At 61.9% G+C, this 25156-nt stretch carries 25 protein-coding genes; 22 read left to right on the forward strand and 3 right to left on the reverse strand.

The annotated features are described in order from the left end of the window. Positions 1 to 47: 47 nt before the first annotated feature. From NKI99_RS19700 to plsY, 14 genes are all read left to right on the forward strand, one after another. Positions 48 to 251, forward strand: coding sequence for a dodecin family protein (locus NKI99_RS19700; protein WP_352552015.1), 204 nt, complete (start codon positions 48 to 50; stop codon positions 249 to 251). 86 nt (positions 252 to 337) lie between these two features. Next, on the forward strand, positions 338 to 703 hold the full coding sequence (locus NKI99_RS19705) for a PRC-barrel domain-containing protein (RefSeq protein WP_127294419.1): 366 nt from the start codon (positions 338 to 340) through the stop codon (positions 701 to 703). A 375-nt stretch (positions 704 to 1078) separates the two neighbouring features. Beyond that, positions 1079 to 2353, forward strand: coding sequence for a phosphopyruvate hydratase (gene eno / locus NKI99_RS19710; RefSeq protein WP_023812044.1), 1275 nt, complete (start codon positions 1079 to 1081; stop codon positions 2351 to 2353). A gap of 269 nt (positions 2354 to 2622) precedes the next feature. Then, positions 2623 to 2946, forward strand: a complete 324-nt coding sequence (locus tag NKI99_RS19715) for an FtsB family cell division protein (protein ID WP_023812043.1) — start codon at positions 2623 to 2625, stop codon at positions 2944 to 2946. Positions 2947 to 3140: 194 nt separating this feature from the next. Then, a complete protein-coding gene (gene pdhA / locus NKI99_RS19720; RefSeq protein WP_023812042.1) occupies positions 3141 to 4178 on the forward strand; it encodes a pyruvate dehydrogenase (acetyl-transferring) E1 component subunit alpha in 1038 nt (345 codons plus the stop codon). Positions 4179 to 4193: 15 nt separating this feature from the next. Further along, complete coding sequence (locus NKI99_RS19725; protein WP_023812041.1) at positions 4194 to 5597, forward strand: pyruvate dehydrogenase complex E1 component subunit beta; 1404 nt, start codon at positions 4194 to 4196, stop codon at positions 5595 to 5597. A gap of 18 nt (positions 5598 to 5615) precedes the next feature. Then, positions 5616 to 6998: a pyruvate dehydrogenase complex dihydrolipoamide acetyltransferase gene (locus NKI99_RS19730; protein WP_128304446.1), complete on the forward strand. Its 1383-nt coding sequence runs from the start codon at positions 5616 to 5618 to the stop codon at positions 6996 to 6998. A 13-nt stretch (positions 6999 to 7011) separates the two neighbouring features. Next, a complete protein-coding gene (locus NKI99_RS19735; RefSeq protein ID WP_023812040.1) occupies positions 7012 to 7428 on the forward strand; it encodes a hypothetical protein in 417 nt (138 codons plus the stop codon). After that, the gene (locus tag NKI99_RS19740) at positions 7425 to 8060 is read left to right on the forward strand and encodes an SGNH/GDSL hydrolase family protein (RefSeq protein WP_128304447.1); all 636 of its coding nucleotides are present in this window, start codon (positions 7425 to 7427) and stop codon (positions 8058 to 8060) included. The genes NKI99_RS19735 and NKI99_RS19740 overlap by 4 nt, the downstream gene beginning before the upstream one ends. A 12-nt stretch (positions 8061 to 8072) precedes the next feature. Continuing rightward, entirely contained in the window at positions 8073 to 9518 is a 1446-nt protein-coding gene (gene lpdA / locus NKI99_RS19745) for a dihydrolipoyl dehydrogenase (RefSeq protein WP_128304448.1), read from the forward strand. A gap of 89 nt (positions 9519 to 9607) precedes the next feature. Next, positions 9608 to 9865 carry a GlsB/YeaQ/YmgE family stress response membrane protein gene (locus NKI99_RS19750; protein ID WP_023812036.1) on the forward strand — a complete coding sequence of 86 codons (258 nt, stop codon included), beginning with the start codon at positions 9608 to 9610 and terminating at the stop codon, positions 9863 to 9865. Positions 9866 to 10002: 137 nt separating this feature from the next. Further along, positions 10003 to 10968 carry a lipoyl synthase gene (lipA, locus tag NKI99_RS19755; protein ID WP_023812035.1) on the forward strand — a complete coding sequence of 322 codons (966 nt, stop codon included), beginning with the start codon at positions 10003 to 10005 and terminating at the stop codon, positions 10966 to 10968. 12 nt (positions 10969 to 10980) lie between these two features. Next, positions 10981 to 11436 (forward strand): type II toxin-antitoxin system RatA family toxin, encoded by a 456-nt coding sequence (locus NKI99_RS19760; protein WP_127294439.1) that lies wholly within the window; start codon positions 10981 to 10983, stop codon positions 11434 to 11436. A 10-nt stretch (positions 11437 to 11446) separates the two neighbouring features. After that, complete coding sequence (gene plsY, locus NKI99_RS19765; RefSeq protein WP_352552030.1) at positions 11447 to 12121, forward strand: glycerol-3-phosphate 1-O-acyltransferase PlsY; 675 nt, start codon at positions 11447 to 11449, stop codon at positions 12119 to 12121. A gap of 45 nt (positions 12122 to 12166) precedes the next feature. On the opposite strand, the gene NKI99_RS19770 is transcribed toward plsY, so the two are convergent. Beyond that, the gene (locus tag NKI99_RS19770) at positions 12167 to 12649 is read right to left on the reverse strand and encodes a CinA family protein (RefSeq protein WP_352611734.1); all 483 of its coding nucleotides are present in this window, start codon (positions 12647 to 12649) and stop codon (positions 12167 to 12169) included. Further along, positions 12646 to 13875, reverse strand: a complete 1230-nt coding sequence (locus NKI99_RS19775; protein ID WP_352611735.1) for a bifunctional 2-C-methyl-D-erythritol 4-phosphate cytidylyltransferase/2-C-methyl-D-erythritol 2,4-cyclodiphosphate synthase — start codon at positions 13873 to 13875, stop codon at positions 12646 to 12648. Before NKI99_RS19775 ends, NKI99_RS19770 begins: the two co-directional genes overlap by 4 nt. A 261-nt stretch (positions 13876 to 14136) precedes the next feature. Here NKI99_RS19775 and dusB point away from each other — a divergent pair, with 261 nt between their 5' ends. The 8 genes from dusB to hflX all read left to right on the forward strand — a co-directional run bounded on the left by dusB (position 14137) and on the right by hflX (position 24273). After that, on the forward strand, positions 14137 to 15165 hold the full coding sequence (dusB, locus tag NKI99_RS19780; protein WP_352611759.1) for a tRNA dihydrouridine synthase DusB: 1029 nt from the start codon (positions 14137 to 14139) through the stop codon (positions 15163 to 15165). Further along, positions 15162 to 16304, forward strand: coding sequence for a two-component system sensor histidine kinase NtrB (locus NKI99_RS19785; RefSeq protein ID WP_023812029.1), 1143 nt, complete (start codon positions 15162 to 15164; stop codon positions 16302 to 16304). The genes dusB and NKI99_RS19785 overlap by 4 nt, the downstream gene beginning before the upstream one ends. Continuing rightward, complete coding sequence (gene ntrC, locus NKI99_RS19790; protein ID WP_023812028.1) at positions 16301 to 17761, forward strand: nitrogen regulation protein NR(I); 1461 nt, start codon at positions 16301 to 16303, stop codon at positions 17759 to 17761. Before NKI99_RS19785 ends, ntrC begins: the two co-directional genes overlap by 4 nt. Before the next feature lie 129 nt (positions 17762 to 17890). Beyond that, complete coding sequence (locus tag NKI99_RS19795; RefSeq protein ID WP_023812027.1) at positions 17891 to 20176, forward strand: sensor histidine kinase NtrY-like; 2286 nt, start codon at positions 17891 to 17893, stop codon at positions 20174 to 20176. Beyond that, positions 20166 to 21527 (forward strand): nitrogen assimilation response regulator NtrX, encoded by a 1362-nt coding sequence (ntrX, locus tag NKI99_RS19800; protein WP_023812026.1) that lies wholly within the window; start codon positions 20166 to 20168, stop codon positions 21525 to 21527. The genes NKI99_RS19795 and ntrX overlap by 11 nt, the downstream gene beginning before the upstream one ends. A gap of 99 nt (positions 21528 to 21626) precedes the next feature. Continuing rightward, entirely contained in the window at positions 21627 to 22490 is an 864-nt protein-coding gene (locus tag NKI99_RS19805) for a D-amino-acid transaminase (protein WP_352611736.1), read from the forward strand. Between the two features lie 145 nt (positions 22491 to 22635). Then, entirely contained in the window at positions 22636 to 22881 is a 246-nt protein-coding gene (hfq, locus tag NKI99_RS19810; protein ID WP_006202172.1) for an RNA chaperone Hfq, read from the forward strand. Beyond that, positions 22882 to 24273, forward strand: coding sequence for a GTPase HflX (hflX, locus tag NKI99_RS19815; protein ID WP_352611737.1), 1392 nt, complete (start codon positions 22882 to 22884; stop codon positions 24271 to 24273). A gap of 6 nt (positions 24274 to 24279) precedes the next feature. Here hflX and mazG read toward each other — a convergent pair whose 3' ends face one another. Continuing rightward, complete coding sequence (mazG, locus tag NKI99_RS19820; RefSeq protein WP_023812023.1) at positions 24280 to 25104, reverse strand: nucleoside triphosphate pyrophosphohydrolase; 825 nt, start codon at positions 25102 to 25104, stop codon at positions 24280 to 24282. Positions 25105 to 25156 lie beyond the last annotated feature (52 nt).

A 25156-nucleotide genomic window follows, 5' to 3' on the forward strand; every position in this document is an offset into this window, starting at 1 on the left:
CGGCTATACGCTTGGCTGGCAAATGAGCGTTTTGGCAGGAGGAAGCCATGTCCGTCGCCCGCGTCACCGAAATCACATCCTCGTCGAACAAGAGCTTTCAGGACGCCATCGAACAGGGAATTGCGCGCGCATCCAAAACCCTGAAGAACGTCGAGGGCGCCTGGATCCAGGACCAGAAGATCGTCGTCGAAGACGGCAAGATTGTTGCTTATCGCGTCAATATGAAGGTTACCTTCATCCTCGCGGAGTGAACGGTCGACGCCGAAAAAGTCGGGAACCTTCGCCCGCGCCCCTCATTGTCCAAGTATGGTTCGAAACCACAATGAGGAGCACAATCATGGCTACCCAGACAGGTCACACCCAAGCCATCGCCGCTTCGCGGGTCATCGGCACATCGGTCTACAATACCGAAGGCACGAGCATCGGCAGCATCGAGGATGTGATGCTTGACAAGATGACGAACGGCATCATGTTCGCGGTCATCGGTTTTGGCGGCTTCCTCGGTATCGGCGAGAAATATCACGCCATTCCGTGGGCAAGCCTCGACTACGATGAGGACAAAGGCGGGTATGTCGTGCCGTTTTCCAAGGAACAACTCAGGGCGGCACCTGCTTATTCGATCAACGAATTGACCGGGGCGGATGGCGAGGCGGCCCGCGACGAATCCTACAATTATTACAAGGTCACGCCTTACTGGCATTAACAGCAACGATAAAGCGGCCCCGTCGAGAGACGGGGCCGCTTTGGATTCCGGCTTATTCGCTGACGTGTAAGGGGGCCATCGCCTTGGGCGGCGACTGCTGATTGTCGCACGACGTCAGGAATGCCGCCGCGATCAGGAACAGACTCACGATACCACTCAACTGGGACATGGCGAAACTCCTCCTGTTTCGCCCCGCGCCCCCGCACCATAGCCACAAGCCGGCCTGCCGTACATGACTTATGATGACAGCGATTTGCGCTTCGTGAATCGTTCGGAGGCTGAAGCCGCGGCAATAATTGCCAGCCGGCCGATTGCCTTTTGCAGCACTTTGGCTAAGACGTGCGGCATTCTTCAGATCAATCGAGGACATCGCAAATGACCGCCATCATCGACATTGTCGGGCGTGAAATCCTGGACAGCCGTGGAAATCCGACCGTCGAGGTCGATGTCATTCTCGAAGATGGCTCGATGGGCCGCGCGGCGGTGCCATCGGGTGCTTCGACCGGCGCCCACGAGGCCGTCGAACTGCGCGACGGCGGTGCCCGCTATCTCGGCAAGGGTGTGCTCAGGGCCGTCGAAGCGGTGAACGGCGAACTGTTCGAGGCGATCGGCGGCATGGAAGCCGAAAACCAGATCCATATCGACCAGACCATGATCGAGCTTGACGGCACGCCCAATAAGAGCCGGCTTGGCGCCAACGCCATTCTCGGTGTGTCGCTGGCGGTGGCCAAGGCGGCCGCTGATGCCGCCGGCCTGCCGCTGTACCGTTATGTCGGTGGCACCAAGGCGCATCTCCTGCCGGTACCGATGATGAACATCATCAATGGTGGCGCGCATGCCGACAACCCGATCGATTTCCAGGAATTCATGATCCTGCCGATCGGCGCGCCGACGCTGCGCGAAGGTGTACGCTGGGGTTCGGAAATCTTCCATACGCTGCGCAAGAAGCTGAAGGATGCCGGCCACAACACCAATGTCGGCGACGAGGGCGGCTTTGCCCCGAACCTGAAAAGCGCCCCGGTGGCGCTCGATTTCATCATGGAATCGATCGAGCAGGCCGGCTTCAAGCCGGGCGACGAGATCGCGCTCGGCCTCGATTGCGCCGCGACCGAGTTCTTCAAGGACGGCAACTACGTCTATGAGGGCGAGAAGAAGACGCGCGATCCCAAGGCCCAGGCCAAATACCTGGCCAAGCTTGCCGCCGACTATCCGATCATCTCGATCGAGGACGGCTTGGCCGAGGACGATTGGGAAGGCTGGAAGTACCTGACCGACCTGATCGGCAAGAAGACGCAGCTGGTCGGCGACGATTTGTTCGTCACCAACACGGCGCGGCTACGCGACGGCATCCGCATGGGCGTTGCCAATTCGATCCTGGTCAAGGTCAACCAGATCGGCTCGTTGACGGAAACGCTCGACGCCGTCGAGACCGCGCACAAGGCCGGCTACACCGCCGTCATGTCGCACCGCTCGGGCGAAACCGAGGATTCGACCATCGCCGATCTCGCGGTTGCCACCAATTGCGGACAGATCAAGACCGGCTCGCTGTCGCGCTCCGACCGCATGGCCAAGTACAACCAGCTGATCCGCATCGAGGAAGAACTCGGCAAGCAGGCAAGCTATGCCGGCAAGTCGGTGATCAAGGGCTGATCCGGAAAACACTCGGATATCGGATGAAAGGGCGGGAGCATTCCCGCCTTTTTTCATTTCGGTTCGCCAAACCGGTCACCTGTAACCGTCCGTTAAGCACAATCGGGCGAAAAAGATCGTGAGCCGCCTGAGTTCGCGGGCTAGAGCCGGATGATTTCAGGTCTGTTCGACCTGAAGTCTGAATCCGACTCAAATCAAAGAGATAGAGCATGTTGTCGTCCGAAAACCGCTTCACACATTTCGGCATCACGCTCTAGAGGAACCGGGCGATGTGGACGCGTCAGCACAAGCAGAGAAACACCGGCCGGCTGATCATTCCCTCGCTTTGCGTGGTGTTCCTGGCCTATTTCGGCTTTCATGCCTATCACGGCGAATTCGGCATCTATTCGAAATATCAGCTGGAAGCCCAGACGGTTGCGCTGCAAGGCCAGCTCGATGCGATCAAGGCGCGCCGCATGGAACTCGAGCGCCGCGTTCGGCTGATGCATGAAGGCACGCTCGAGAAGGACATGCTCGATGAGCAGGCACGCAAGGCGCTCAATCTGTCCCAAGCCGATGAAATCACCATTATGTTGCCGACCTCGGTGAAATAACTGATTTCCAGTTAATCGCCAATATTTTCAACGATTTTAATTGCTTAGGCGCATGCCAGCTATGCAAATTCGGCATGGCGCAACGCTTTGACGCGTGTTAGCCTCCCTAAAATCGGTGGGGAGGAGCTGATCTCCCCAGAGCAGATTTCATCCTGCTCTAATGTCCACGAAGAGACGCCAACAGGGAGTGATGCATGGCCACCGCAGCCAGAAAAGCGCCTGCCAAATCCAAATCCGACGGCAAATCGGGGCTTTCCGCCCCCAAGCCCGCCGAGTTCACCAAGGATGAAGAGCTTGCCGCCTACCGGCACATGCTGCTCATCCGTCGTTTCGAGGAAAAGGCCGGCCAGCTTTACGGCATGGGTTTCATCGGCGGCTTCTGTCACCTCTATATCGGCCAGGAAGCGGTCGTCACCGGCATGAAGATGGCGCTGATCGACGGCGATCAGATGATCACCGCCTATCGCGACCACGGCCACATGCTGGCGATGGAGCTGTCGCCGCGCGGCGTCATGGCCGAGCTGACCGGGCGTCGGGGCGGCTTGTCCCGGGGCAAGGGCGGCTCCATGCACATGTTCTCCAAGGAAAAGCACTTTTACGGCGGCCACGGCATCGTCGGTGCGCAGGTGTCTCTTGGTACTGGTCTCGCCTTTGCCAACCGCTACCGCGACAACAACAATGTCTCGCTGACCTATTTCGGCGACGGCGCGGCCAACCAGGGCCAGGTCTATGAAAGCTTCAACATGGCCTCGCTGTGGAAGCTGCCGGTGATCTACATCATCGAGAACAACCGCTATGCGATGGGCACCTCGGTGTCGCGCTCTTCGGCGGAAACCAACTTTTCGCATCGTGGTGCCTCGTTCAAGATCCCGGGCATCCAGGTCGACGGCATGGACGTGCGCGCTGTCAAGGCTGCCGCCGACCAGGCGACCGAATGGTGCCGCGCCGGCAACGGGCCGATCATTCTCGAAATGCAGACCTACCGCTACCGCGGTCACTCGATGTCCGATCCGGCAAAATACCGCTCCAAGGAAGAAGTGCAGAAGATGCGCTCGGACCATGACCCGATCGAGCAGGTCAAGGCACGGCTGATGGAAAAGAAGTGGGCGACCGAGGACGAGCTCAAGACCATCGACAAGGAGGTCCGCGACATCGTCGCCGACGCCGCCGAATTTGCCCAGAACGACGCGGAGCCGGATCCGTCCGAGCTCTGGACCGATATCGTATTGTAACGGGAGGGCAAGGACATGCCGATCGAAATTCTCATGCCCGCTCTCTCGCCGACCATGGAAGAGGGCAATCTTTCCAAGTGGTTGAAGAACGAGGGCGACAAGGTCGTCGCCGGCGACGTTATCGCCGAGATCGAGACCGACAAGGCGACGATGGAAGTCGAAGCTGTTGACGAAGGCACGCTGGGCAAGATCCTGATCGCCGCCGGTACCGAAGGCGTCAAGGTCAACACACCGATCGCCGTGCTGCTGCAGGACGGCGAAAGTGCCGGGGATATCGGCAAGTCTGCGGCGCCCGCCAAGGCGGAAGCACCTGCAAAGGCAGAGGCTCCGGCCGCAGCAGAGGACAAGGCGGAGGCCACAAAGCCGGCCGCCGCACCGGTGGCTGCCGCCCCGAAGACGGAGATCGCCGCCGATCCGGACATTCCGGCCGGCACGGAGATGGTCTCCACCACGGTGCGCGAAGCGCTGCGCGATGCGATGGCCGAGGAAATGCGCCGCGACGGCGATGTCTTCGTCATGGGCGAGGAGGTTGCCGAATACCAGGGCGCCTACAAGATCACGCAGGGCCTGCTGCAGGAATTCGGGCCGCGGCGCGTCGTCGATACGCCGATCACCGAGCATGGCTTTGCCGGCGTTGGCGTGGGTGCGGCGATGGCCGGCCTGAAGCCGATCGTCGAGTTCATGACCTTCAACTTCGCCATGCAGGCGATCGACCAGATCATCAACTCGGCCGCCAAGACGCTCTATATGTCCGGCGGCCAGATGGGCGCGCCGATCGTGTTCCGTGGACCGAACGGTGCCGCCGCACGCGTCGCTGCCCAGCACTCGCAGTGCTATGCCGCCTGGTACAGCCACATTCCGGGCCTGAAAGTGGTGATGCCCTACACCGCCGCTGACGCCAAGGGCTTGCTGAAGGCAGCGATCCGCGATCCGAACCCAATCATCTTCCTCGAGAATGAAATCCTTTACGGTCAGTCCTTCGACGTGCCGAAGCTGGACGATTTCGTGTTGCCGATCGGCAAGGCGCGCATCCATAAATCAGGCAAGGATGTCACCATCGTCTCCTTCGGCATCGGCATGACCTATGCGGTCAAGGCTGAAGCGGAACTGCGTGGCCTTGGCATCGATGCCGAGATCATCGACTTGCGCACGATCCGGCCGCTCGATCTCGACACCATCATCGCCTCGGTCAAGAAGACCAACCGCCTGGTGGTGGTGGAGGAAGGTTATCCGCAGAACTCGGTCGGCGACCATATCGCCAACCAGGTGTCGCAGCGCGCCTTCGACTTTCTGGACGCGCCGGTCATCACCATCGCCGGCAAGGATGTGCCGATGCCTTATGCGGCCAACCTCGAGAAGCTGGCGTTGCCGAATGTCGGCGAAGTCATCGAGGCGGTCAAAGCCGTCACGTATCGCTGAACCGGGCGGGAGGACAAAATGCCAATCAACATCACCATGCCGGCCCTGTCGCCCACGATGGAAGAGGGCAATCTGTCCAAGTGGCTCGTCAAGGAAGGCGACAAGGTTTCGCCGGGCGATGTCATTGCCGAGATCGAGACCGACAAGGCGACGATGGAAGTCGAAGCTGTCGATGAGGGCACGGTTGCAAAGCTCGTCGTTCCCGCCGGCACCGAGGGCGTCAAGGTCAATGCGCTGATCGCCGTGCTCGCCGGAGAGGGCGAGGATGCAGGCGCCGTCGCGAAAAGCGGTGGCGGTGCCGCACCAGCGAAAGCCGAGGCGCCGAAAGCGGAGGAGCCCAAGGCTGACGCACCAAAGGCGGAAGCATCAAAGGCGGAAGCATCAAAGGCGGAACCGGTCGCGACCGCACCCAAGGCAGAGGCGGCTCCAGTTGCCAATGGTCATGCGGCCGGCGAGCGCACCTTCGCCTCGCCGCTCGCACGTCGCATCGCCAGGGAAGCCGGCGTCGATGTGTCTGCCGTGACCGGCACCGGCCCGCATGGCCGCGTCGTCAAGGCAGATATCGACGCCGCGATTGCCGGTGGCGGCGCCAAGCCTGCCGCCAAGGCAGCACCCGCCGGGGCTCCGGCAACTGCTCCTGCTGTGAAGGCGATGTCCGACGATCAGGTGCTGAAGCTGTTCGAGGCTGGCTCCTACGATCTCGTCCCGCATGACAATATGCGCAAGACCATTGCGCGCCGCCTGGTCGAGGCCAAGACCACCATCCCGCATTTCTACCTGACGCTCGACTGCGAGCTCGATGCACTCCTCGCATTGCGCACGCAGATTAACGCCGCAGCCCCGGTAAAGAAGACCGACAAAGGCGATGCGCCCGCCTACAAGCTGTCGGTCAACGACATGGTCATCAAGGCGATGGCGATGGCGCTGAAGGCGGTGCCGGATGCCAATGCCTCATGGACCGAAAGCGCCATGGTCAAGCACAAGCATGCCGATGTCGGCGTCGCCGTGTCGATCCCGGGCGGCCTGATCACACCGATCATTCGGCATGCCGACGAAAAGACGCTGTCCACCATCTCCAACGAGATGAAGGATCTGGCCAGCCGGGCGCGCAGCCGCAAGCTGAAGCCGGAAGAGTATCAGGGCGGCACCACGGCGGTGTCCAACCTCGGCATGTTCGGCATCAAGGACTTTGCCGCCGTCATCAACCCGCCGCATGCGACGATCCTTGCCGTCGGTGCCGGCGAGGAGCGGGCGGTGGTCAAGAACGGCGAGATCAAAATCGCCACCGTGATGTCGGTGACGCTGTCGACCGACCATCGCGCCGTCGACGGCGCGCTGGGTGCCGAACTGCTGGTCGCCTTCAAGCGCCTGATCGAGAACCCGATGGGCATGCTGGTTTAGGACGGAGAGGGCGGTGCGGATCTTCTTCACCTCCCTTATGGCGTTTTTCCTGTCAGGATTGGCAGGCGGCTTGGTTGCTCAACAGCTGGCGGTCGCAACCCATGCGCAGGAAGAATACATTCTGGTGTTCATGACGTCGGTGCTTGTCACCATTGTCGCGACGATCGTGTTTTTCATCGCGCAGCTTTTTTCGAACGCACCGTCGATCATCAACTGGCTGGGCCTCTGCGCAATTGTCCTGTTCGTGCTGATCGGGCTCGGCCTGATCGGTTGGACGTTCTCTCAGCCGGTCGATAAGCGCCAGTGGGAAGGTGACCTGCCGATCGTCGCCGGCCTGGTTTTGCCGAACCTGGCCACTGTGCTGGTTCACTGGCTGTTCGTGCGCTGGCGGTTGAGGCGCGGCTCGATTAACGCACAGGTGGGCGCATGAAGACGGTTCTTTGTTACGGCGACTCGCTGACCTGGGGCTACAATGCCGAAGGTGGCCGCCATGCGCTGGAAGACCGCTGGCCGAGCGTGCTGCAGGCAGCGTTAGGCGCCGACGTGCAAGTGATTGCCGATGGCCTCAACGGCCGCACCACGGCCTTCGACGATCATCTGGCCGGTGCGGACCGCAACGGTGCAAAACTGCTACCAACCGTCCTGACGACCCATGCGCCGATCGACCTGATTGTCATCATGCTCGGCGCCAACGACATGAAGCCGTGGATCCACGGCAATCCCGTCGCGGCCAAGCAGGGCATCCAGCGGCTGATCGACATCGTGCGCGGTCACGACTATCCGTTCGACTGGCCGGCGCCGCAGATCCTGATCGTTTCGCCGCCTGTGGTCAGCCGTACAGACAATGCCGAATTCAAGGAGATGTTCGCCGGCGGTGACGAGGCTTCGACGCGGTTGGCGCCGCTCTATGCCGCTCTTGCCGATGAGGCCGGCTGCGGCTTCTTCGACGCCGGCAGCGTGGCGCAAACCACCCCGCTCGACGGCGTCCATCTCGATGCCGAAAACACGCGAAACATCGGCAAGGCGCTGGCACCCGTCGTGCGCGTCATGCTGGAATTGTGAAGGAGAAAAACCGTGGCTGAGAACTACGACGTCATCATCATCGGCTCCGGCCCTGGCGGCTATGTCACCGCGGTGCGTTCCGCGCAACTCGGCTTCAAGACGGCGATCGTCGAGCGCGAGCATCTCGGCGGTATCTGCCTCAACTGGGGCTGCATCCCGACCAAGGCGCTGCTGCGCTCGGCCGAGATCATGCACTATTCGGACCACCTGAAGGATTACGGGCTGAAGCTCGACGGCAAGGTCAGCGTCGATGCGTCAGCCGTGGTCGACCGCTCGCGCAAGGTGTCGCTGCGGCTCAATGGCGGCGTTGCCTTCCTCATGAAGAAGAACAAGGTCGACGTCATCTGGGGCGAGGCCAAGCTTTCGAAGCCGGGCGAGATCGTCGTGTCGAAGACGGCCAAGAAGCCGATGGAGCCGCAGCCGCCAGTGCCGAAAGGCGTCAAGGGCGAGGGCACCTATACCGCCAAGCACATCATCCTGGCGACCGGCGCCCGGCCGCGCGCGCTGCCCGGCATCGAGCCGGACGGCAGACTGATCTGGACTTATTTTGAAGCCATGGTGCCGAAGGAGATGCCGAAGTCGCTGCTGGTCATGGGGTCGGGCGCCATCGGCATCGAATTCGCCTCCTTCTACCGCACCATGGGCGCCGAAGTGACGGTGGTCGAATTGCTGCCGGCGGTGATGCCGGTCGAGGATGCCGAAGTCTCGAAATTCGCGCAGAAGCAGTTCGAGAAGCAAGGCATGAAGATCATCCTCGAAGCCAAGGTGACCAAGGTCGAGAAGGGTGCCAACTCGGTCACCGCGCATGTCGAGATGAAGGACGGCAAGGTCGAGAAGATCACCGCCGATCGGATGATCTCGGCCGTCGGCGTCCAGGGCAACATCGAGGGCCTCGGACTCGAGGCGCTTGGCGTGAAGACGGAGCGTGGCTGCGTCGTCATCGATGGTTACGGCAAGACCAACGTGCCGGGCATCTACGCCATCGGCGATGTCGCCGGCCCGCCGATGCTCGCTCACAAGGCCGAACATGAGGGGGTCGTGTGCATCGAGAAGATCGCAGATTTTCCTGGCGTGCATGCCACCGACAAGCTGAAGATTCCGGGCTGCACCTACTGCAATCCGCAGGTCGCCTCGGTTGGGCTGACGGAAGCCAAGGCCAAGGCCGAGGGCAAGGACATCCGGGTCGGGCGCTTCCAGTTCGCCGCCAATGGCAAGGCGATTGCGCTCGGTGAGGATCAGGGTTTCATCAAGACCATCTTCGACAAGAAGACCGGTCAATTGCTCGGCGCCCACATGGTCGGTGCCGAAGTGACCGAACTGATCCAGGGTTTTGTCGTGGCGATGAACCTGGAGACGACCGAGGAAGAGCTGATGCACACCATCTTCCCGCACCCGACGCTGTCGGAGATGATGAAGGAAAGCGTGCTCGACGCCTATGGCCGCGCGCTCAACGCCTGATAGATTGAAAGCGCTGCTACAGATGGAACCCGGCGGCAAGGTACTTCGTTTGCGAATGCGTTTTCACGTATCCCACAAGGAGAAGGCATATGCACCTGAATGGCGTCGGCTGGATAGCAGCCATCATCATCGGCGGCCTGGCAGGCTGGTTCGCCGAAATGTTCATGAAGAGCAACACCGGCATCTTCATGAACATCGTCATGGGCATCGTCGGCGCGGTCGTGCTGAACGCCATTCTGCAGGCTCTCAATTTTGGCCCGTTCGGCGTCGGCTGGATTGCCTATCTGATCACCGGCTTTATCGGTGCCTGCCTGCTGATCTGGGCCGGGCGTCTGGTGCGCCGTTAGCATCACTGAAGAGTTGCTATGCGAAAAAGGCTGTTGCGGCATGCGCCGTGGCGGCCTTTTTCTTTGCGTTGAAAAGTCTTAGATGACGTTATGACAGCGAACGCCTGACTGGCGTCGCGAATGAACCAGGTTTCCCGATGGTCACTGTCCTCGATACGATCGCCAACGCCCCGCGCTTGCGGCATCCGGAAAAGGCGCACAAGCCTGATCAGGACGTGCTGCGCAAGCCCGACTGGATCCGCGTCAAGGCGCCGGTGTCGAAGGGCTATGCCGAAACGCGCGAAATCGTCAAATCGCACAAGCTGGTGACGGTCTGCGAAGAGGCCGGCTGCCCTAACATCGGCGAATGCTGGGAAAAGAAGCACGCCACCTTCATGATCATGGGCGAGATCTGCACCCGCGCCTGCGCCTTCTGCAACGTCGCCACGGGCATTCCAACAGCGCTTGACCCGGATGAACCGGCCCGCGTCGCGCATGCGGTCAAGCAGATGGGCCTTACCCATGTGGTCATCACCTCGGTGGACCGTGACGATCTCTCCGATGGCGGTGCGCAGCATTTCGCTGAAGTCATTCGTGCCATCCGGGCCGCGACGCCTTCGACGACGATCGAAATCCTGACGCCCGACTTCCTGCGCAAGGACGGCGCGCTGGAGATCGTCGTGGCCGCCAAGCCCGACGTCTTCAACCACAATCTCGAAACCGTACCGTCGAACTATCTGACGGTTCGTCCGGGCGCCCGCTATTTCCATTCGATCCGGCTGTTGCAGCGGGTCAAGGAGCTTGATCCGTCAATCTTCACCAAGTCCGGCATCATGGTGGGGCTGGGCGAGGAACGGAATGAAATCCTGCAGCTGATGGACGATCTGCGGTCCGCCAATGTCGATTTCATGACCATCGGCCAGTACCTGCAGCCGTCGAAGAAGCACCACCCGGTGATCCGCTTCGTCACGCCGGAGGAGTTCAAATCCTTTGAGACGATCGGCCGGACCAAGGGTTTCCTGCTGGTGGCATCTAGCCCGCTGACGCGTTCATCGCATCACGCCGGCGACGATTTTGCCAAGCTGCGCGCGGCACGGGAAGCGATTCTCAAGAAATCAGCTTAACTCGCTGGTTCCATGCCAAAATTCGAAGCCACCCGACGCGTATCCCATACACCCGAGCAGATGTTCGCTTTGGTCGCCGATGTTGAATCCTATCCGCAATTCCTGCCGCTTTGCGAAGCGCTGACGGTTCGCTCGCGCAAGGAGCGTGACGGGCGCACTGTTCTGCTTGCCGACATGAGCATCGGCTACAAGGCCATCCGCGAAACCTTCACGACGCAGGTGCTGCTGAAGCCCGCCGAGAACGCCATCGACGTGAAATACATCGACGGGCCGTTCAAATATTTGAGCAATGTCTGGCGTTTCGAACCCGACGGCGCCGGTTGCGCCGTCCGCTTCTTCATCGACTACGAGTTCAAGAGCCGTATTCTGGGCGCGGTCATGGGAACCATGTTCGATCGCGCCTTCCGCATGTTCGCCGAAGCCTTTGAGAAGCGCGCCGACGTCATCTACGGTGCAAAACCGTCTTGAGGCCCTGCGCATGCTTTTCTGGATAGCGAGCACCGTTGGACTGGCAATCGCCTATCTCTTCGGTACCATGCCCACGGGTTATCTGGCGGGGAAGCTGCTCAAGGGCATCGATATCCGGGAGCATGGCTCCAAATCCACCGGGGCAACGAACGTCTTGCGGGTCTTGGGAAAATGGCCTGCGTTGGTGGTGTTGCTGCTGGATGTGCTGAAAGGCGCGGCGGCGATCGTTTTTGCCCGCTGGTTCTATCCCTGGTTCATCACGTTGCCGTTGGTTACGCCATCGACCCCGCTTGACCTGCAAACCTGGGTGCCTTGGGCTGTTTGCCTGGCCGGAATTGCCGTGTTGTTGGGACATGGCCGTTCGATCTGGCTGAATTTTACAGGTGGCAAATCCGCTGCGACGGGGCTTGGCGTGTTGCTGGCTCTGTCTTGGCCGGTAGGTGTGGGGGCTGCGGCGGCTTTTGGTGCTGTGCTGGCTACGTCTCGGATAGTTTCCCTGAGTTCGATGGTAGCGGCGTTGACCGCGATCGCCCTCATCTGTGGCCTGGAGCAACCGTTGGCCTATCGGTTGCTGGTGATTGCGGGCAGCATCTACGTGATTGCGCGCCATCGTGCCAACATTCAGCGGCTGCTGGCTGGGACGGAGCCACGCTTAGGGCAAAGCAGCCCGGAATCGAAAACGTAACCGCAATCCAGCTTTCGGGCCCGCCCGCCCAACGTTTTTATAACCCTATCCGAGTGCTTGTAGGCCCAGTTCCAGCGCTTGCCGGACCGTTTCGCGACGAATGAAATCGCGGCCTTTGTCTGCAAAGAGCTGGTGCTCGGCGACAATCGGTCGGCCGTCCAGCGCAACCCCGAACCAGACCAGGCCGACCGGTTTTCCCGCCGAACCGCCGCCAGGCCCGGCAATGCCGGTGACCGCCAGGGTCAGCCCGGCGCGCGAACGGACAAGCGCGCCTGTTGCCATCTCGATCGCCGTCTCGCGCGAAACCGCGCCGTGCGCCTCAAGCGTGGCGGCGGAGACACCGAGCATGTCCATCTTGGCCTCGTTGGAATAGGTGATGAAGCCGCGATCGACCACGGCCGAGGAACCGGCGATGTCGGTGAGCGCGGAGATGATCATGCCGCCGGTGCAGCTTTCCGCCGTTGCTAGCATGATGCCGCGCTTCTGGCAGGCTTGCAGCAGCGCATTTGCCAGCTCGTTGTTGCTCATTCCGGCACCTCGCCGGGAAACACCACGCTGGCGGTGGCAATCGCCGCTATGCCTTCCTCGCGCCCGACAAAGCCGAGCTTCTCATTGGTTGTGGCCTTGATCGAGATGCGATCCGGCGTAATCGCCAGCATCTGAGAAAGGGCTGCGGTCATGGCCTCGCGATGCGGCCCGACGCGCGGCGCTTCGCAGATCAGCGTGATGTCGGCATTGGCGATGCGGCCGCCGCGCGCGCGCACCAGCCTTGCCGCATGCTCGACGAATATGCGCGACGCAGCGCCTTTCCACTGCGGGTCGGATGGCGGAAAATGCGTGCCGATGTCGCCTGCGCCGCAAGTCGCCAGCAGCGCATCGGTCAAGGCGTGCAGACCGACATCGGCGTCGGAATGGCCGGACAGCTTCTTGTCGTGTGCAATGGCGACGCCACACAAAGTGACATGGTCTCCCGGTTCGAAGGCGTGGACGTCGTAGCCATTGCCGGTACGGATATCGGGAAAGCGCACGCGTTCGCCGGAAAGCCGCTGGTCCGCCATCGCAATATCCCGTGCCCAGGTGAGTTTGACATTGTCCGGCGAGCCCGGAACGATCTTGACCGGAATATTCGCCCATTCGGCGATCGCGGCATCGTCGGTAAAATCCATTCTTCCCAGATGATGGGCTTTCTCGTGCGCGGCAAGAATGGGCCAGAACGGAAAGCCCTGTGGCGTTTGCGCCGCGTGAAGACCGCTGCGCGAAACGGTTTCGCCAACCACGCCGGAGGCCGATTCGCGCTTCAGCGTGTCGGCGACGGGCAAAGCGGGCAACGCGCCCTCGCGCTCGCCGATGGCGGCGATGGTGCGATCTATCAGGTCCGCATCGACAAACGGGCGGACGGCGTCGTGGATCAGAACCTGCGCCGGCGCGTGGCCTCTAAGGGCAAGCAGGCCGAGCCGGACGGATTCCTGCCTCGTCGCCCCGCCCATGATGGCGGTGACGCGCTCTACATTGGCGCCCGCCGCCTGCCGGAACAGCTCGTGGTCATCGGCATGAATGGCGACGACGATCTCGCTGGTCCGCGGGTGGGCCAGAAAAATGTCCAGCGTGTGTGCAATGACGGCAAAGCCGCCAATGTGTTGATATTGCTTCGGTCCGTTGGCCTGTCCGGCGCGCGCACCACGGCCGGCCGCAACGATCACCACCGCGACCTTGCCATCCGCATCCGAAACGTGATTTTCACTTGCGTCAGTCATGCCCGTTTGGTCCTAGCGCACGATCCCGAAAAGTGTAATCGGTTTTCGGAAAGATCGTGCGCTAAGTATGAAATTCCAAAGCGTCCTTTGCGCGTCCTGAGGGACGCGCGGCGCTTTGGTCGCGGCCAAAGCCGAAGGCCAGCATTTTCCCAATTGCGCCTAAATGTGGCGTCTTCCGCGTTGCACATTGCGCCGGTTCTGGCTAGAGAATGTGCAACGAATGAAGATGCTTGGTTTTTGTGCATGGTTAACTTGACCAAATTGCCTGACTTGACCAAATTGGCAGGGCCGCTTGATGTCGGCGGTGTGAGACTCCGCAATCGCGTGTTCCTCGCACCAATGTCGGGGATTACGGACGAGCCGTTCCGGCAGCGTGCCCACGCGCATGGAGCAGGCCTGGTCGTGTCCGAAATGGTTGCCAGCGGAGAGCTCGCCAAGGGCAGGGCCGGTTTCAACCTGCGCATACGCCACTCCGGCCTGCCCGTCCATATGGTTCAGCTTGCAGGCCGTGAGGCGATGCACATGGCCGAAGGTGCCAGAATCGCAGCCGGTGAGGGGGCCGACATCATCGACATCAACATGGGCTGCCCGGCCAAGAAGGTTACCGGCGGTTATGCGGGTTCGGCATTGATGCTGGATCTCGACCACGCACTGTCGCTGATCGACGCCGTTGTCGGCGCGGTCGAGGTGCCAGTGACGGTCAAGATGCGGCTTGGCTGGGACGAAGGCGCGCTCAACGCGCCGATGCTCGCGCGCCGCGCCGAGCAGGCCGGTGTCAGCATGGTGACCGTGCACGGCCGCACGCGCTGCCAGTTCTACCAGGGCAAGGCCGACTGGCGCGCCATCGCCCGCGTCAAGGAAGCCGTGTCCATCCCGGTCGTCGCCAATGGTGACGTCTCTTCGCCGGCGGAAGCGGCCGACATTCTCGATCAATCGGGTGCCGACGCCGTGATGATCGGCCGTGCCCATTATGGCGCGCCCTGGATCGCAGGCGGCATTGCGGCCGCGGCGACCGGCGAGGCGACGCCAAACATGCCACGGGACTCGACCGCGGTCGCCGACTACATCGTGGCCCACTACGAGGACATGCTGGCGCTCTACGGCGCCGAAAGCGGCCTGCGCCAGGCGCGCAAGCATCTTGGCTGGTATCTTGATCGGCATGCCGGCGGCGTCGCCGACGACAGCCGAAAGGCTATACTGACCGCATTCGAGCCCGCGCGCGTTATTGCCTTGCTGCGCGATGTGTTTTCGCGCGATCCGCAACCCTTGAACCTGCGGAGCGCCGCATGAACGCCGCCGCCGGCCAGGGCGCCGAAATGGCGGATGCCGCCCAAATCGTGCTCAACACCATCCGCCGCCCGGTGATCATGATCAGCGAGGAGGGGTTCATCACCTTCGCCAACGCCGATGCGGAAGACTTTTTTCGCTCGAGCGCGACCATGCTCGCCCGCAACACGCTGTCAAAACTCATTCCCTTCGGCAGCCCGCTGCTGACACTGGTCGACCAGGTGCGCGAGCGCCGGGCTCCGGTCAACGAGTACCGCGTCGACGTGTCGTCGCCGCGGCTCGGCATCGAGAAGGTCGTCGATCTCTATGTCGCGCCGGTACCGGAATTTCCGGGCTCGGTGGTGGTTATGTTCCAGGAACGGTCGATGGCCGACAAGATTGACCGGCAGATGACGCATCGGGGCGCGGCACGTTCGGTCACCGGTCTGGCGGCGATGCTTGCCCATGAGATCAAGAACCCGCTCTCAGGCATCCGCGGCGCTGCCCAGTTGCTCGAACTGTCGGCTTCCGACGAAGACCGCGCGCTGACGCGGCTGATCACCGACGAGACCGATCGCATCGTGTCGCTGGTCGATCGCATGGAGGTATTTTCCGACGAGCGGCCGATCGACCGCTACCCCGTCAACATCCATGTCGTTCTCGACCATGTGAAGGCGATTGCCAAGAACGGTTTTGCCAAGAGAATCAAGATATTGGAGGATTATGATCCTTCGTTGCCTCCGGTGTTTGCCAACCGCGACCAGTTGATCCAGGTGTTCCTCAACCTGGTCAAGAACGCCGCCGAGGCGATCGGCAGCGACCCGCAGGGCGAGATCGTGCTGTCGACCGCCTTCCGGCCAGGCATCCGTGTTTCCGTTCCGGGCACGCAGGACCGCGTGTCGCTGCCGCTGGAATTCTGCGTGCGCGACAACGGCTCCGGCGTTTCGGAAGACATCTTGCCGATCCTGTTCGACCCGTTCATCACCACCAAGCCGAACGGCTCCGGGTTGGGTCTTGCGCTGGTCGCCAAGATCGTCGGCGAGCATGGCGGCATCATCGAATGCGAATCGACGCCGCGCGGCACCACATTCCGCATCCTGATGCCGGCCTGGAAAGAAGCGCCAAACGGCGCCGATGATGACGGTGAAGGAGACCGCAAATGACCGTTCGCGGCAATATTCTCGTCGCCGACGACGACGCGGCGATCCGTACCGTCCTCAACCAGGCGCTTTCGCGCGCCGGCCACGAGGTGCGCGTCACCTCCAATGCTTCGACTTTGTGGCGCTGGGTGGCGGCGGGCGAGGGCGACCTTGTCATCACCGATGTGGTCATGCCGGACGAGAACGCCTTCGACATGCTGCCGCGCATCAAGAAGGCGAGGCCGGAGCTGCCGGTCATCGTCATGAGCGCTCAGAACACCTTCATGACGGCGATCCGCGCCTCCGAAACCGGCGCCTATGAATATCTGCCTAAGCCGTTCGACCTGACCGAACTGCTCAACATCGTCAACCGCGCGCTTTCCGAGCCGCGTCGGCCGAAGATCGACGCGCGGCCGGAAGAGCAGCCCGATGCAATGCCGCTGGTCGGCCGCTCGGCCGCCATGCAGGACATCTACCGCATGCTGGCGCGCATGATGCAGACCGACCTGACGGTGATGATCTCGGGCGAATCCGGTACCGGCAAGGAGCTGGTGGCGCGCGCGCTGCATGAATATGGCCGCCGCCGCGGCGGCCCCTTCGTCGCCATCAATATGGCGGCGATCCCGCGCGACCTGATCGAATCGGAACTGTTCGGTCACGAGAAGGGTGCCTTCACCGGCGCACAGAATCGCTCGACCGGGCGCTTCGAGCAGGCTGAAGGCGGCACGCTGTTCCTCGACGAAATCGGCGACATGCCGATGGAGGCGCAGACGCGGCTGCTGCGCGTGCTCCAACAGGGCGAATACACGACGGTTGGCGGACGCACGCCGATCAAGACCGACGTGCGCATCGTCGCCGCCACCAACAAGGATCTGCGCACGCTGATCAACCAGGGGCTTTTCCGCGAGGATCTTTTCTATCGCCTCAATGTCGTGCCGCTCCGGCTGCCAGCGCTGCGCGAGCGCTCCGAGGACGTGCCGGACCTCGTCCGCCACTTCTTCAAGCTCGGCGAAATGGAAGGCCTACAGACCAAGCGCATTTCTTCCGGCGGCATCGAGTTGATGAAGCGCTATCCGTGGCCAGGCAATGTTCGCGAACTGGAAAACCTGGTTCGCAGGCTTGCCGCGCTCTATTCGCAGGACGAAATTTCCGCCGAGATCATCGAGGCCGAGCTGAAGACCGGCGAGCGCCCCGTAGTGCCGGGAGGCGGTAACCTCATTCCCGACGATTTGTCGATTGGCCAGGCGGTCGAGCATTTCCTGCAGCGCTATTTCGCGTCGTTTGCCGGCGACTTGCCTCCTGCCGGGCTCTATCAGCGCATCCTGTCCGAGGTCGAGTTTCCGCTTGTCCTGGCCTCGATGACGGCAACGCGTGGCAACCAGATCAAGGCTGCGGAACTGCTGGGCTTGAACCGCAACACGCTGCGCAAGAAGATTCGCGAGCTCGGCGTCAACGTCTACAAATCATCGCGGCAGGGCTGAGCCTTGATCTGAGCCCGCGCTCTTTTCAGGGGATCGGCTCGCGAAAGATTTCCGTCTCGGTCACACTTGTTGCATAATCGCCACAATGCGTTGCATACATCCGACGCAATCATGGCTCTAGACGGCGACATGGCTCCGCAGGCACCGACAACAAACCAACCGCTTTTCAGCGAACCCGGCGCTCGTGACGGGCGCCGGCTGCTTGCGCTGCCAGGCGTGATCGCGGTCGTCGGCGCGCTGATGACGGCGGCGATCTCGTTCGCCATCCTCGTTGGCGCCACGCCGATCACACCGAACGAGTCGACTACGCTGGCGTTGATTGCCCTCAACACGGCTTTCGTCCTGTTTCTTATCGCGCTGGTCGGGCGTGAGGTGCACCGCATCCTGATGGCGCGCCGGCATGGCAAGGCCGCTTCGCGGCTGCATGTGCGCATTGTCGCCATGTTCGCCCTGGTTGCCGCCATTCCAGCCATCATGGTGGCCATCATCGCCTCGATCACGCTCGACATCGGCCTCGACCGCTGGTTCGAGATCCGCACCAAGACGATCGTCAATTCATCGCTGTCGATCGCCGACGCCTATGTCCAGGAAAATGCCCGCAACCTCCAGGGCACGACGCTGTCCATGGCCTATGATCTCGATGCGTCGCGCACGCTCTACGGCCTTGATCGTACCGGCTTTCTCGACCTGATGAACAAGGAAGCCGTGGGCCGTTCGCTGGCCCATGCGGCGCTGATCAAGCCGGACGGCTCTTTCGTCATGAGCGCCAAGACCGATACGGATTTCGCCATGCCCGAGCCGCCGGAAGGCGCGGTGGCCAGCGCTACCGACGGCAAGCCGGTGCTGATCGAACCGAAAACGCGCAACATCATGGGTGCCATCGTCAAGCTGCGGGAGATCGAAGGACTCTACCTCTACACCATTCGGCTCGTCGACCCCGAAGTGATCAAGGCAAGGCAGATCGTCAGGTCCAACACCGACGAATATCGGGGGCTGGAAGATAACCGCCGTACCTCTCAGGTGGCCTTCGCGCTGCCCTATCTGTCGTTGACGCTCATCATTATCCTGTCCGCGATCTGGACCGGCATTGCGGTCGCCGACCGTCTGGTGCGGCCCATTCGCCAGCTCATCGGCGCCGCCGACGAGGTCGCGACCGGCAATCTCGACGTCGCGGTTCCCGTCAGGCCTTCGGACGGCGATGTCGCGTCGCTCGGCGATACGTTCAACAAGATGCTTCTCGAACTGAAATCGCAGCGCAATGAGATCCTGTCCGCCAAGGACCTGATCGATGAGAGGCGCCGCTTCTCGGAAGCCGTGCTTGCCGGCGTTACCGCCGGCGTCATCGGCGTCGATCCCTACGGCATCGTCACCATCGTCAACCGCTCGGCCGAGGCGATGCTGGCGATTTCGGCCAGCGCAGCCCTTGGGCAGAATCTTTCCGCCGTGCTGCCGCATGTCGGCCGCGTCTTCGAGATCGGCCGCAAGTCCGGCAAACCCGTCTATCGTGAGCAGGTGACCTTTTACCGCGCCGGTGCCGAGCGGACCTTCAACGTGCAGATCACGATCGAGGCCGGCGACGACGGCTCGGAGGAAAAATCCTATGTGGTGACGGTCGACGACATCACCGACCTGGTTCAGGCGCAGCGCTCGTCGGCCTGGGCGGACGTGGCGCGGCGTATCGCCCACGAGATCAAGAACCCGCTGACGCCGATCCAGCTCTCGGCCGAACGTATCAAGCGCCGTTACGGCAAGGTGATTACCGAGGACCGCGAGGTTTTCGACCAATGCACCGACACCATCATCCGTCAGGTTGAGGATATCGGCCGTATGGTGGACGAATTCTCGGCGTTCGCGCGCATGCCAAAGCCCGAGATGAAGGCGATAGATCTGCGCGAATCGCTGCGTGAGGCCTCGTTCCTGGTCGAGGTCAGCCGCGCCGACATCACTTTCGAGCGGATTTTCGGCACGGAGCCGCTAAAGGGCACTTTCGACAGCCGCTTGATGGCGCAGGCTTTCGGCAATGTGATCAAGAACGCCGCCGAGGCCATCGACGGATTGGAACAGAAGGACGGTTCGCACGGCATAATCCGGATTCAAGCCGGGCGCCAGAATGGTGCGATTCGAATCGACGTCATCGACAATGGCAAAGGCCTGCCGCGCGAGAATCGCCAACGGCTGCTCGAGCCCTACATGACCACACGCGAGAAGGGCACCGGACTTGGCCTCGCTATCGTCAAGAAGATCGTGGAGGACCATGGCGGCAGGCTGGAACTACACGATGCTCCAGCGGACTTCCACGATGGGCGCGGCGCGATGATCAGCATCATCCTGCCGCCTGCGGCCGCAACGGCTCCGCGCGGCGAAAGCAGGGCGGAAAACGAAAGAGAAACTGAAAAGGTCGGTAATGGCGTCTGATATTCTCATCGTCGATGACGAGGAAGACATCCGTGAACTCGTCGCGGGCATACTGAGCGACGAAGGTCACGAAACCCGCACGGCATTCGATGCCGACAGCGCGCTCGCTGCTATAGCTGATCGCGCGCCGCGGCTGATTTTCCTCGATATCTGGCTGCAGGGCTCGCGCCTGGACGGGCTGGCGCTGCTCGACGAGATCAAGACCATGCATCCGACCTTGCCGGTGGTGATGATTTCCGGCCACGGCAACATCGAAACGGCGGTCTCCGCCATCCGCCGCGGCGCCTATGACTTCATCGAAAAACCGTTCAAGGCCGACAGGCTGATCCTTATTGCCGAGCGTGCGCTGGAGACCTCGAAATTGCGGCGCGAGGTTTCCGACCTCAAGCTGCGCAGCGGCGAAACCTTCGATCTGATCGGCATGTCGTCGGCGATGAGCCAGTTGCGCCAGACCATCGAACGCGTCGCGCCGACCAACAGCCGCGTGATGATCATCGGACCGTCTGGCTCGGGCAAGGAACTTGCCGCGCGCGCCATCCACACGCTGTCGGCGCGCAAGAGCGCACCTTTCGTGACGCTGAGCGCCGCCAACATCACGCCCGAGCGCATGGAGATCGAGCTGTTCGGCACCGAATCGAATGGCGTCGAGCGCAAGGTCGGGGCGCTGGAGGAGGCCCATCGCGGTATCCTCTACATCGACGAGGTGGCCGACATGCCGCGCGAGACGCAGAACAAGATCCTGCGCGTGCTGGTCGAGCAGCAGTTCGAGCGGGTAGGGGGAACCAAGCGGGTCAAGGTCGATGTCCGCATCATCTCCTCGACCTCGCAGAACCTCGAAGCGATGATTGCCGACGGGCGTTTTCGCGAGGATCTTTACCATCGCCTCGCGGTGGTTCCGGTCATCGTGCCGGGATTGGCCGAGCGGCGCGAGGATATTCCCTACCTCGTCGATAATTTCATGAAGCAGATCGCCCGCCAGGCCGGCATCAAGCCGCGCCGCATCGGCGACGACGCGCTGGCCGTGCTGCAGGCGCACAACTGGCCGGGCAACGTTCGCCAGCTGCGCAACAATGTCGAGCGCCTGATGATCCTTGCGCGCGGCGACGACGTCGATGCGCCGATCACCGCCGACCTGTTGCCGGCCGAGATCGGCGATGTCATGCCGCGCACGCCGAATCAATCCGACCAGCACATCATGGCGCTGCCGTTGCGCGAAGCGCGTGAGCAGTTCGAGAAGGATTACCTGATCGCCCAGATCAACCGGTTCGGCGGCAACATCTCGAAGACCGCCGAGTTCATCGGCATGGAGCGCTCCGCTCTGCATCGCAAGCTGAAGTCGCTGGGCGTCTGAGCGCGACATATCCAGCCGCCGCGCCCGGGCCGAGCATTTGCCGGTTACGGCGGCGGTGGAATCGCATAAGAAAGCCCCGAGAATATCTAGAGGTTGCCCATGCCGCGCATTGCCTATGTCAACGGGCGCTATGTCACGCACGCCGATGCCGCCGTCCATATCGAGGACCGTGGCTATCAGTTCGCCGACGGTGTCTATGAGGTCTGCGAGGTGGCGCGTGGTTTCATCGTCGACATGCCGCGCCATCTGTCCCGGCTGAACCGCTCGCTGACCGAATTGTCGATCGCCTGGCCGGTCACCTCCCGCGTGCTGCCACTCATTCTGCGCGAGGTGGTCAATCGCAACCAGGTCGCCAATGGCCTGGTCTACGTGCAGGTGACGCGCGGCGTGGCCAGCCGCGACTTCGCCTTCCCTTCCGCCGACACGAAGCCGGCCCTGGTAGTCACCGCCAGGAAGGCCGACCCAGCGGCTGGAGCGAAGCGAGCCGAGACCGGCATCGCGGTCATCACCGTGCCGGAGAACCGCTGGGACCGCGTCGACATCAAGACCGTCGGGCTGCTGCCCAATGTATTGGCCAAGCAGAAGGCCAAGGAAGCCGGTGCGCAGGAAGCCTGGTTCGTCGACGATGAAGGCAACGTAAAAGAAGGCGGCTCGTCCAATGCCTGGATCATCACCCGGGACGGCGTCCTGGTCACCAGGCCGGCCGAGCACGGCATCTTGCGCGGCATCACCCGCACGACCATGTTCGAAGTGGCGGCCAAGCTTGGCCTGAAGATCGAGGAGCGCGGCTTTTCCGTCGCCGAGGCCAAGGCGGCACGCGAGGCGTTCATCAGCTCCGCAACGACAATCGCCATGCCGGTGGTGGCCATCGACGGCGATACGGTCGCCAATGGGCACCCCGGCTCAATAACACTTTCGTTGCGGCAGGCCTTTTTTGACATTGCGGAAAAAAGTCCAGCCTGATAACCGCACAGGTGGAATGAACATCAATATATCTCGTTCTGCTTGTCGTTACTGACGACAAGACGGTGTTTGCGAGCTTGACATGCGCCCGTTAATTTGGCGCATTGGCTTGCAAACCGAAGGGGATCGGCGAAAGACAAGAACAATGGCGGAACGATCGCAAAACCTTCAGGACCTGTTCCTGAATTCAGTTCGCAAGAGCAAGAACCCGCTCACCATCTTCCTCATCAACGGCGTGAAGCTGACCGGCGTGGTCACTTCGTTCGACAATTTCTGTGTCCTGCTGCGCCGCGACGGTCACTCCCAGCTCGTCTACAAGCACGCCATTTCCACGATCATGCCGAGCCAGCCGGTTCAGATGTTCGATGGCGAGGAAAGCCAGGGCGCCTGATTGGCACGTGAGAAAGACGCGGACGCCACCGTTCGCGGAAAACCAACACATCATCCCGGGACGGAAGCCAAGGGCCCGACCCGGGCCGTTGTCATTGTGCCCGTCCTTACCCGCCACCAGCGCAACGACGACGAGACCAACCGTCCTCGGTTGATGCGTTCGGCTGATGCTCGTCATGACGAGGCAGTTGGCCTTGCCCGCGCCATCAACCTCGACCTGGTCCACACTGCGGTGGTTACCATCAACGATCCGCGCCCGGCGACGTTGCTCGGCAGCGGCAAGGTCGCCGAATTCGCCGAAATCGTCAAAGAGGGACACGCGGAGGTGGTCGTCGTCGACCATCCGCTGACCCCGGTGCAGCAACGCAATCTGGAGAAGGAGCTGAACGCCAAGGTGCTGGACCGCACCGGGCTGATCCTCGAGATCTTCGGCGAGCGCGCGCGCACCAAGGAAGGCACGCTGCAGGTCGAGCTCGCCCATCTCAACTACCAGAAGGGCCGCCTCGTGCGCAGCTGGACCCATCTGGAGCGCCAGCGCGGTGGCGCCGGCTTCCTCGGGGGCCCCGGCGAAACGCAGATCGAATCCGACCGGCGGCAGTTGCAGGAAAAGATCATCAAGCTGAAGCAGGAGCTGGAAACGGTGCGGCGCACGCGCGACCTGCACCGCGCCAAGCGCAGGAAGGTGCCGTTCCCGGTGGTGGCGATCGTCGGCTACACCAACGCCGGCAAGTCGACGCTGTTCAACCGGCTGACCGGAGCAGACGTGCTGGCGCAGGACATGCTGTTCGCCACGCTCGACCCGACGCTTCGGCGCGTACGCCTGCCGCACGGCACGCCGATCATCCTATCTGACACTGTGGGTTTCATCTCGGATCTGCCGACGCATCTGATCGCGGCTTTCCGCGCAACCCTGGAAGAGGTGGTCGAGGCCGATCTCGTGCTTCATCTGCGCGACATTTCCGATCCGGACACTGCGGCACAAGCGGAAGATGTCGAACGCATCCTGGCCGACCTCGGTGTCGACGCCGGCGACGCCAAGCGCGTGATCGAAGTGTGGAACAAGATCGACCGGCTCGACGAGGGCAACCGGACCCGGCTGCTTGCAGACGGCGCCAATGCCAGCAAGGCGCCGCCGATTGCGGTGTCGGCTGTCACCGGCGAGGGCATCGATGCGCTGAAGGCAATCATCGAAACGCGGATGGCGGGCGAGCTCGAAGACCTGACGGTGACGATCGAGCCGGCACAGTTCGGCCTTGTCGACTGGCTTTACCGCAATGGCGATGTCGTTTCGCGAAGCGACAATGATGACGGCAGCGCCACCATCTCGCTCAAGGCCACGCAAAGCGCCCGCGAAGAGATCGAAAGCAGATTGCGTCGTAAAAACAACGGCTAATGTAACTTACTTCGCGGTCTTTGCTTCCTGCCAGAGCGCTTCCATCTCGGCCAGATCAGCCTTGTCCAGCGTGTTTCCGGCTTTTCCCAGTGCCTGTTCGACATAATGGAAACGCGAGCGGAATTTTTCGTTGGTGCCGCTCAGCGCTGCTTCGGAATCGAGCTTGAGATGACGGCCGAGATTGACGACGGCAAACAGCATGTCGCCGAACTCGTCTTTGATCGAGGCGGTGTCGCCTTTGGCCAGTGCCTCGCGCAACTCGCCGATCTCTTCCTCGATCTTGTCGAGGATGGGCGCTGCCTCGCTCCAGTCGAAGCCGACGCGGGCGGCTTTCTCCTGAAGTTTCAGTGCCCGGGTCAGCGCGGGCAGGGCGACCGGCACGCTGTCCAAAAACCCCTTGCCGTTGTCTTCGGGATCGAGACCGCGGGCGAGGCGAGCGCTTCGCTTCTCCGCCTTCTCTTCGGCCTTGATCTTTTCCCACATGCCCTTGGCCATGCCGGCGCTGCGGGCTTTCTCGTCACCAAAGACATGCGGATGGCGGCGGATCATCTTCGTCGTGATGGCTTGCACCACGTCAGAGAAGGCGAATTCACCGGCTTCCTCGGCCATTTGCGCGTGGTAGACGACCTGCAGCAGAAGATCGCCGAGCTCGTCGCGCAGATCGTCGAGGTCGCCGCGCGCGATGGCGTCCGCCACCTCATAGGCTTCCTCGATCGTATAGGGCGCAATGGTCGAGAAATCCTGTTCGATGTCCCAGGGGCAGCCAGTCTTCGGCGCCCGCAGCGCCGCCATGATCTCGATCAGGCGCGAAATGTCTTTCGATGGCGTCATCTAGAGCTATTCCAGGAAAAGTGTGAAACGGTTTTCTGTCCGGAATTGCGTC

The sequence above is a fragment of the Mesorhizobium sp. M0239 genome (assembly GCF_040321815.1).
Lineage (GTDB): Bacteria > Pseudomonadota > Alphaproteobacteria > Rhizobiales > Rhizobiaceae > Mesorhizobium.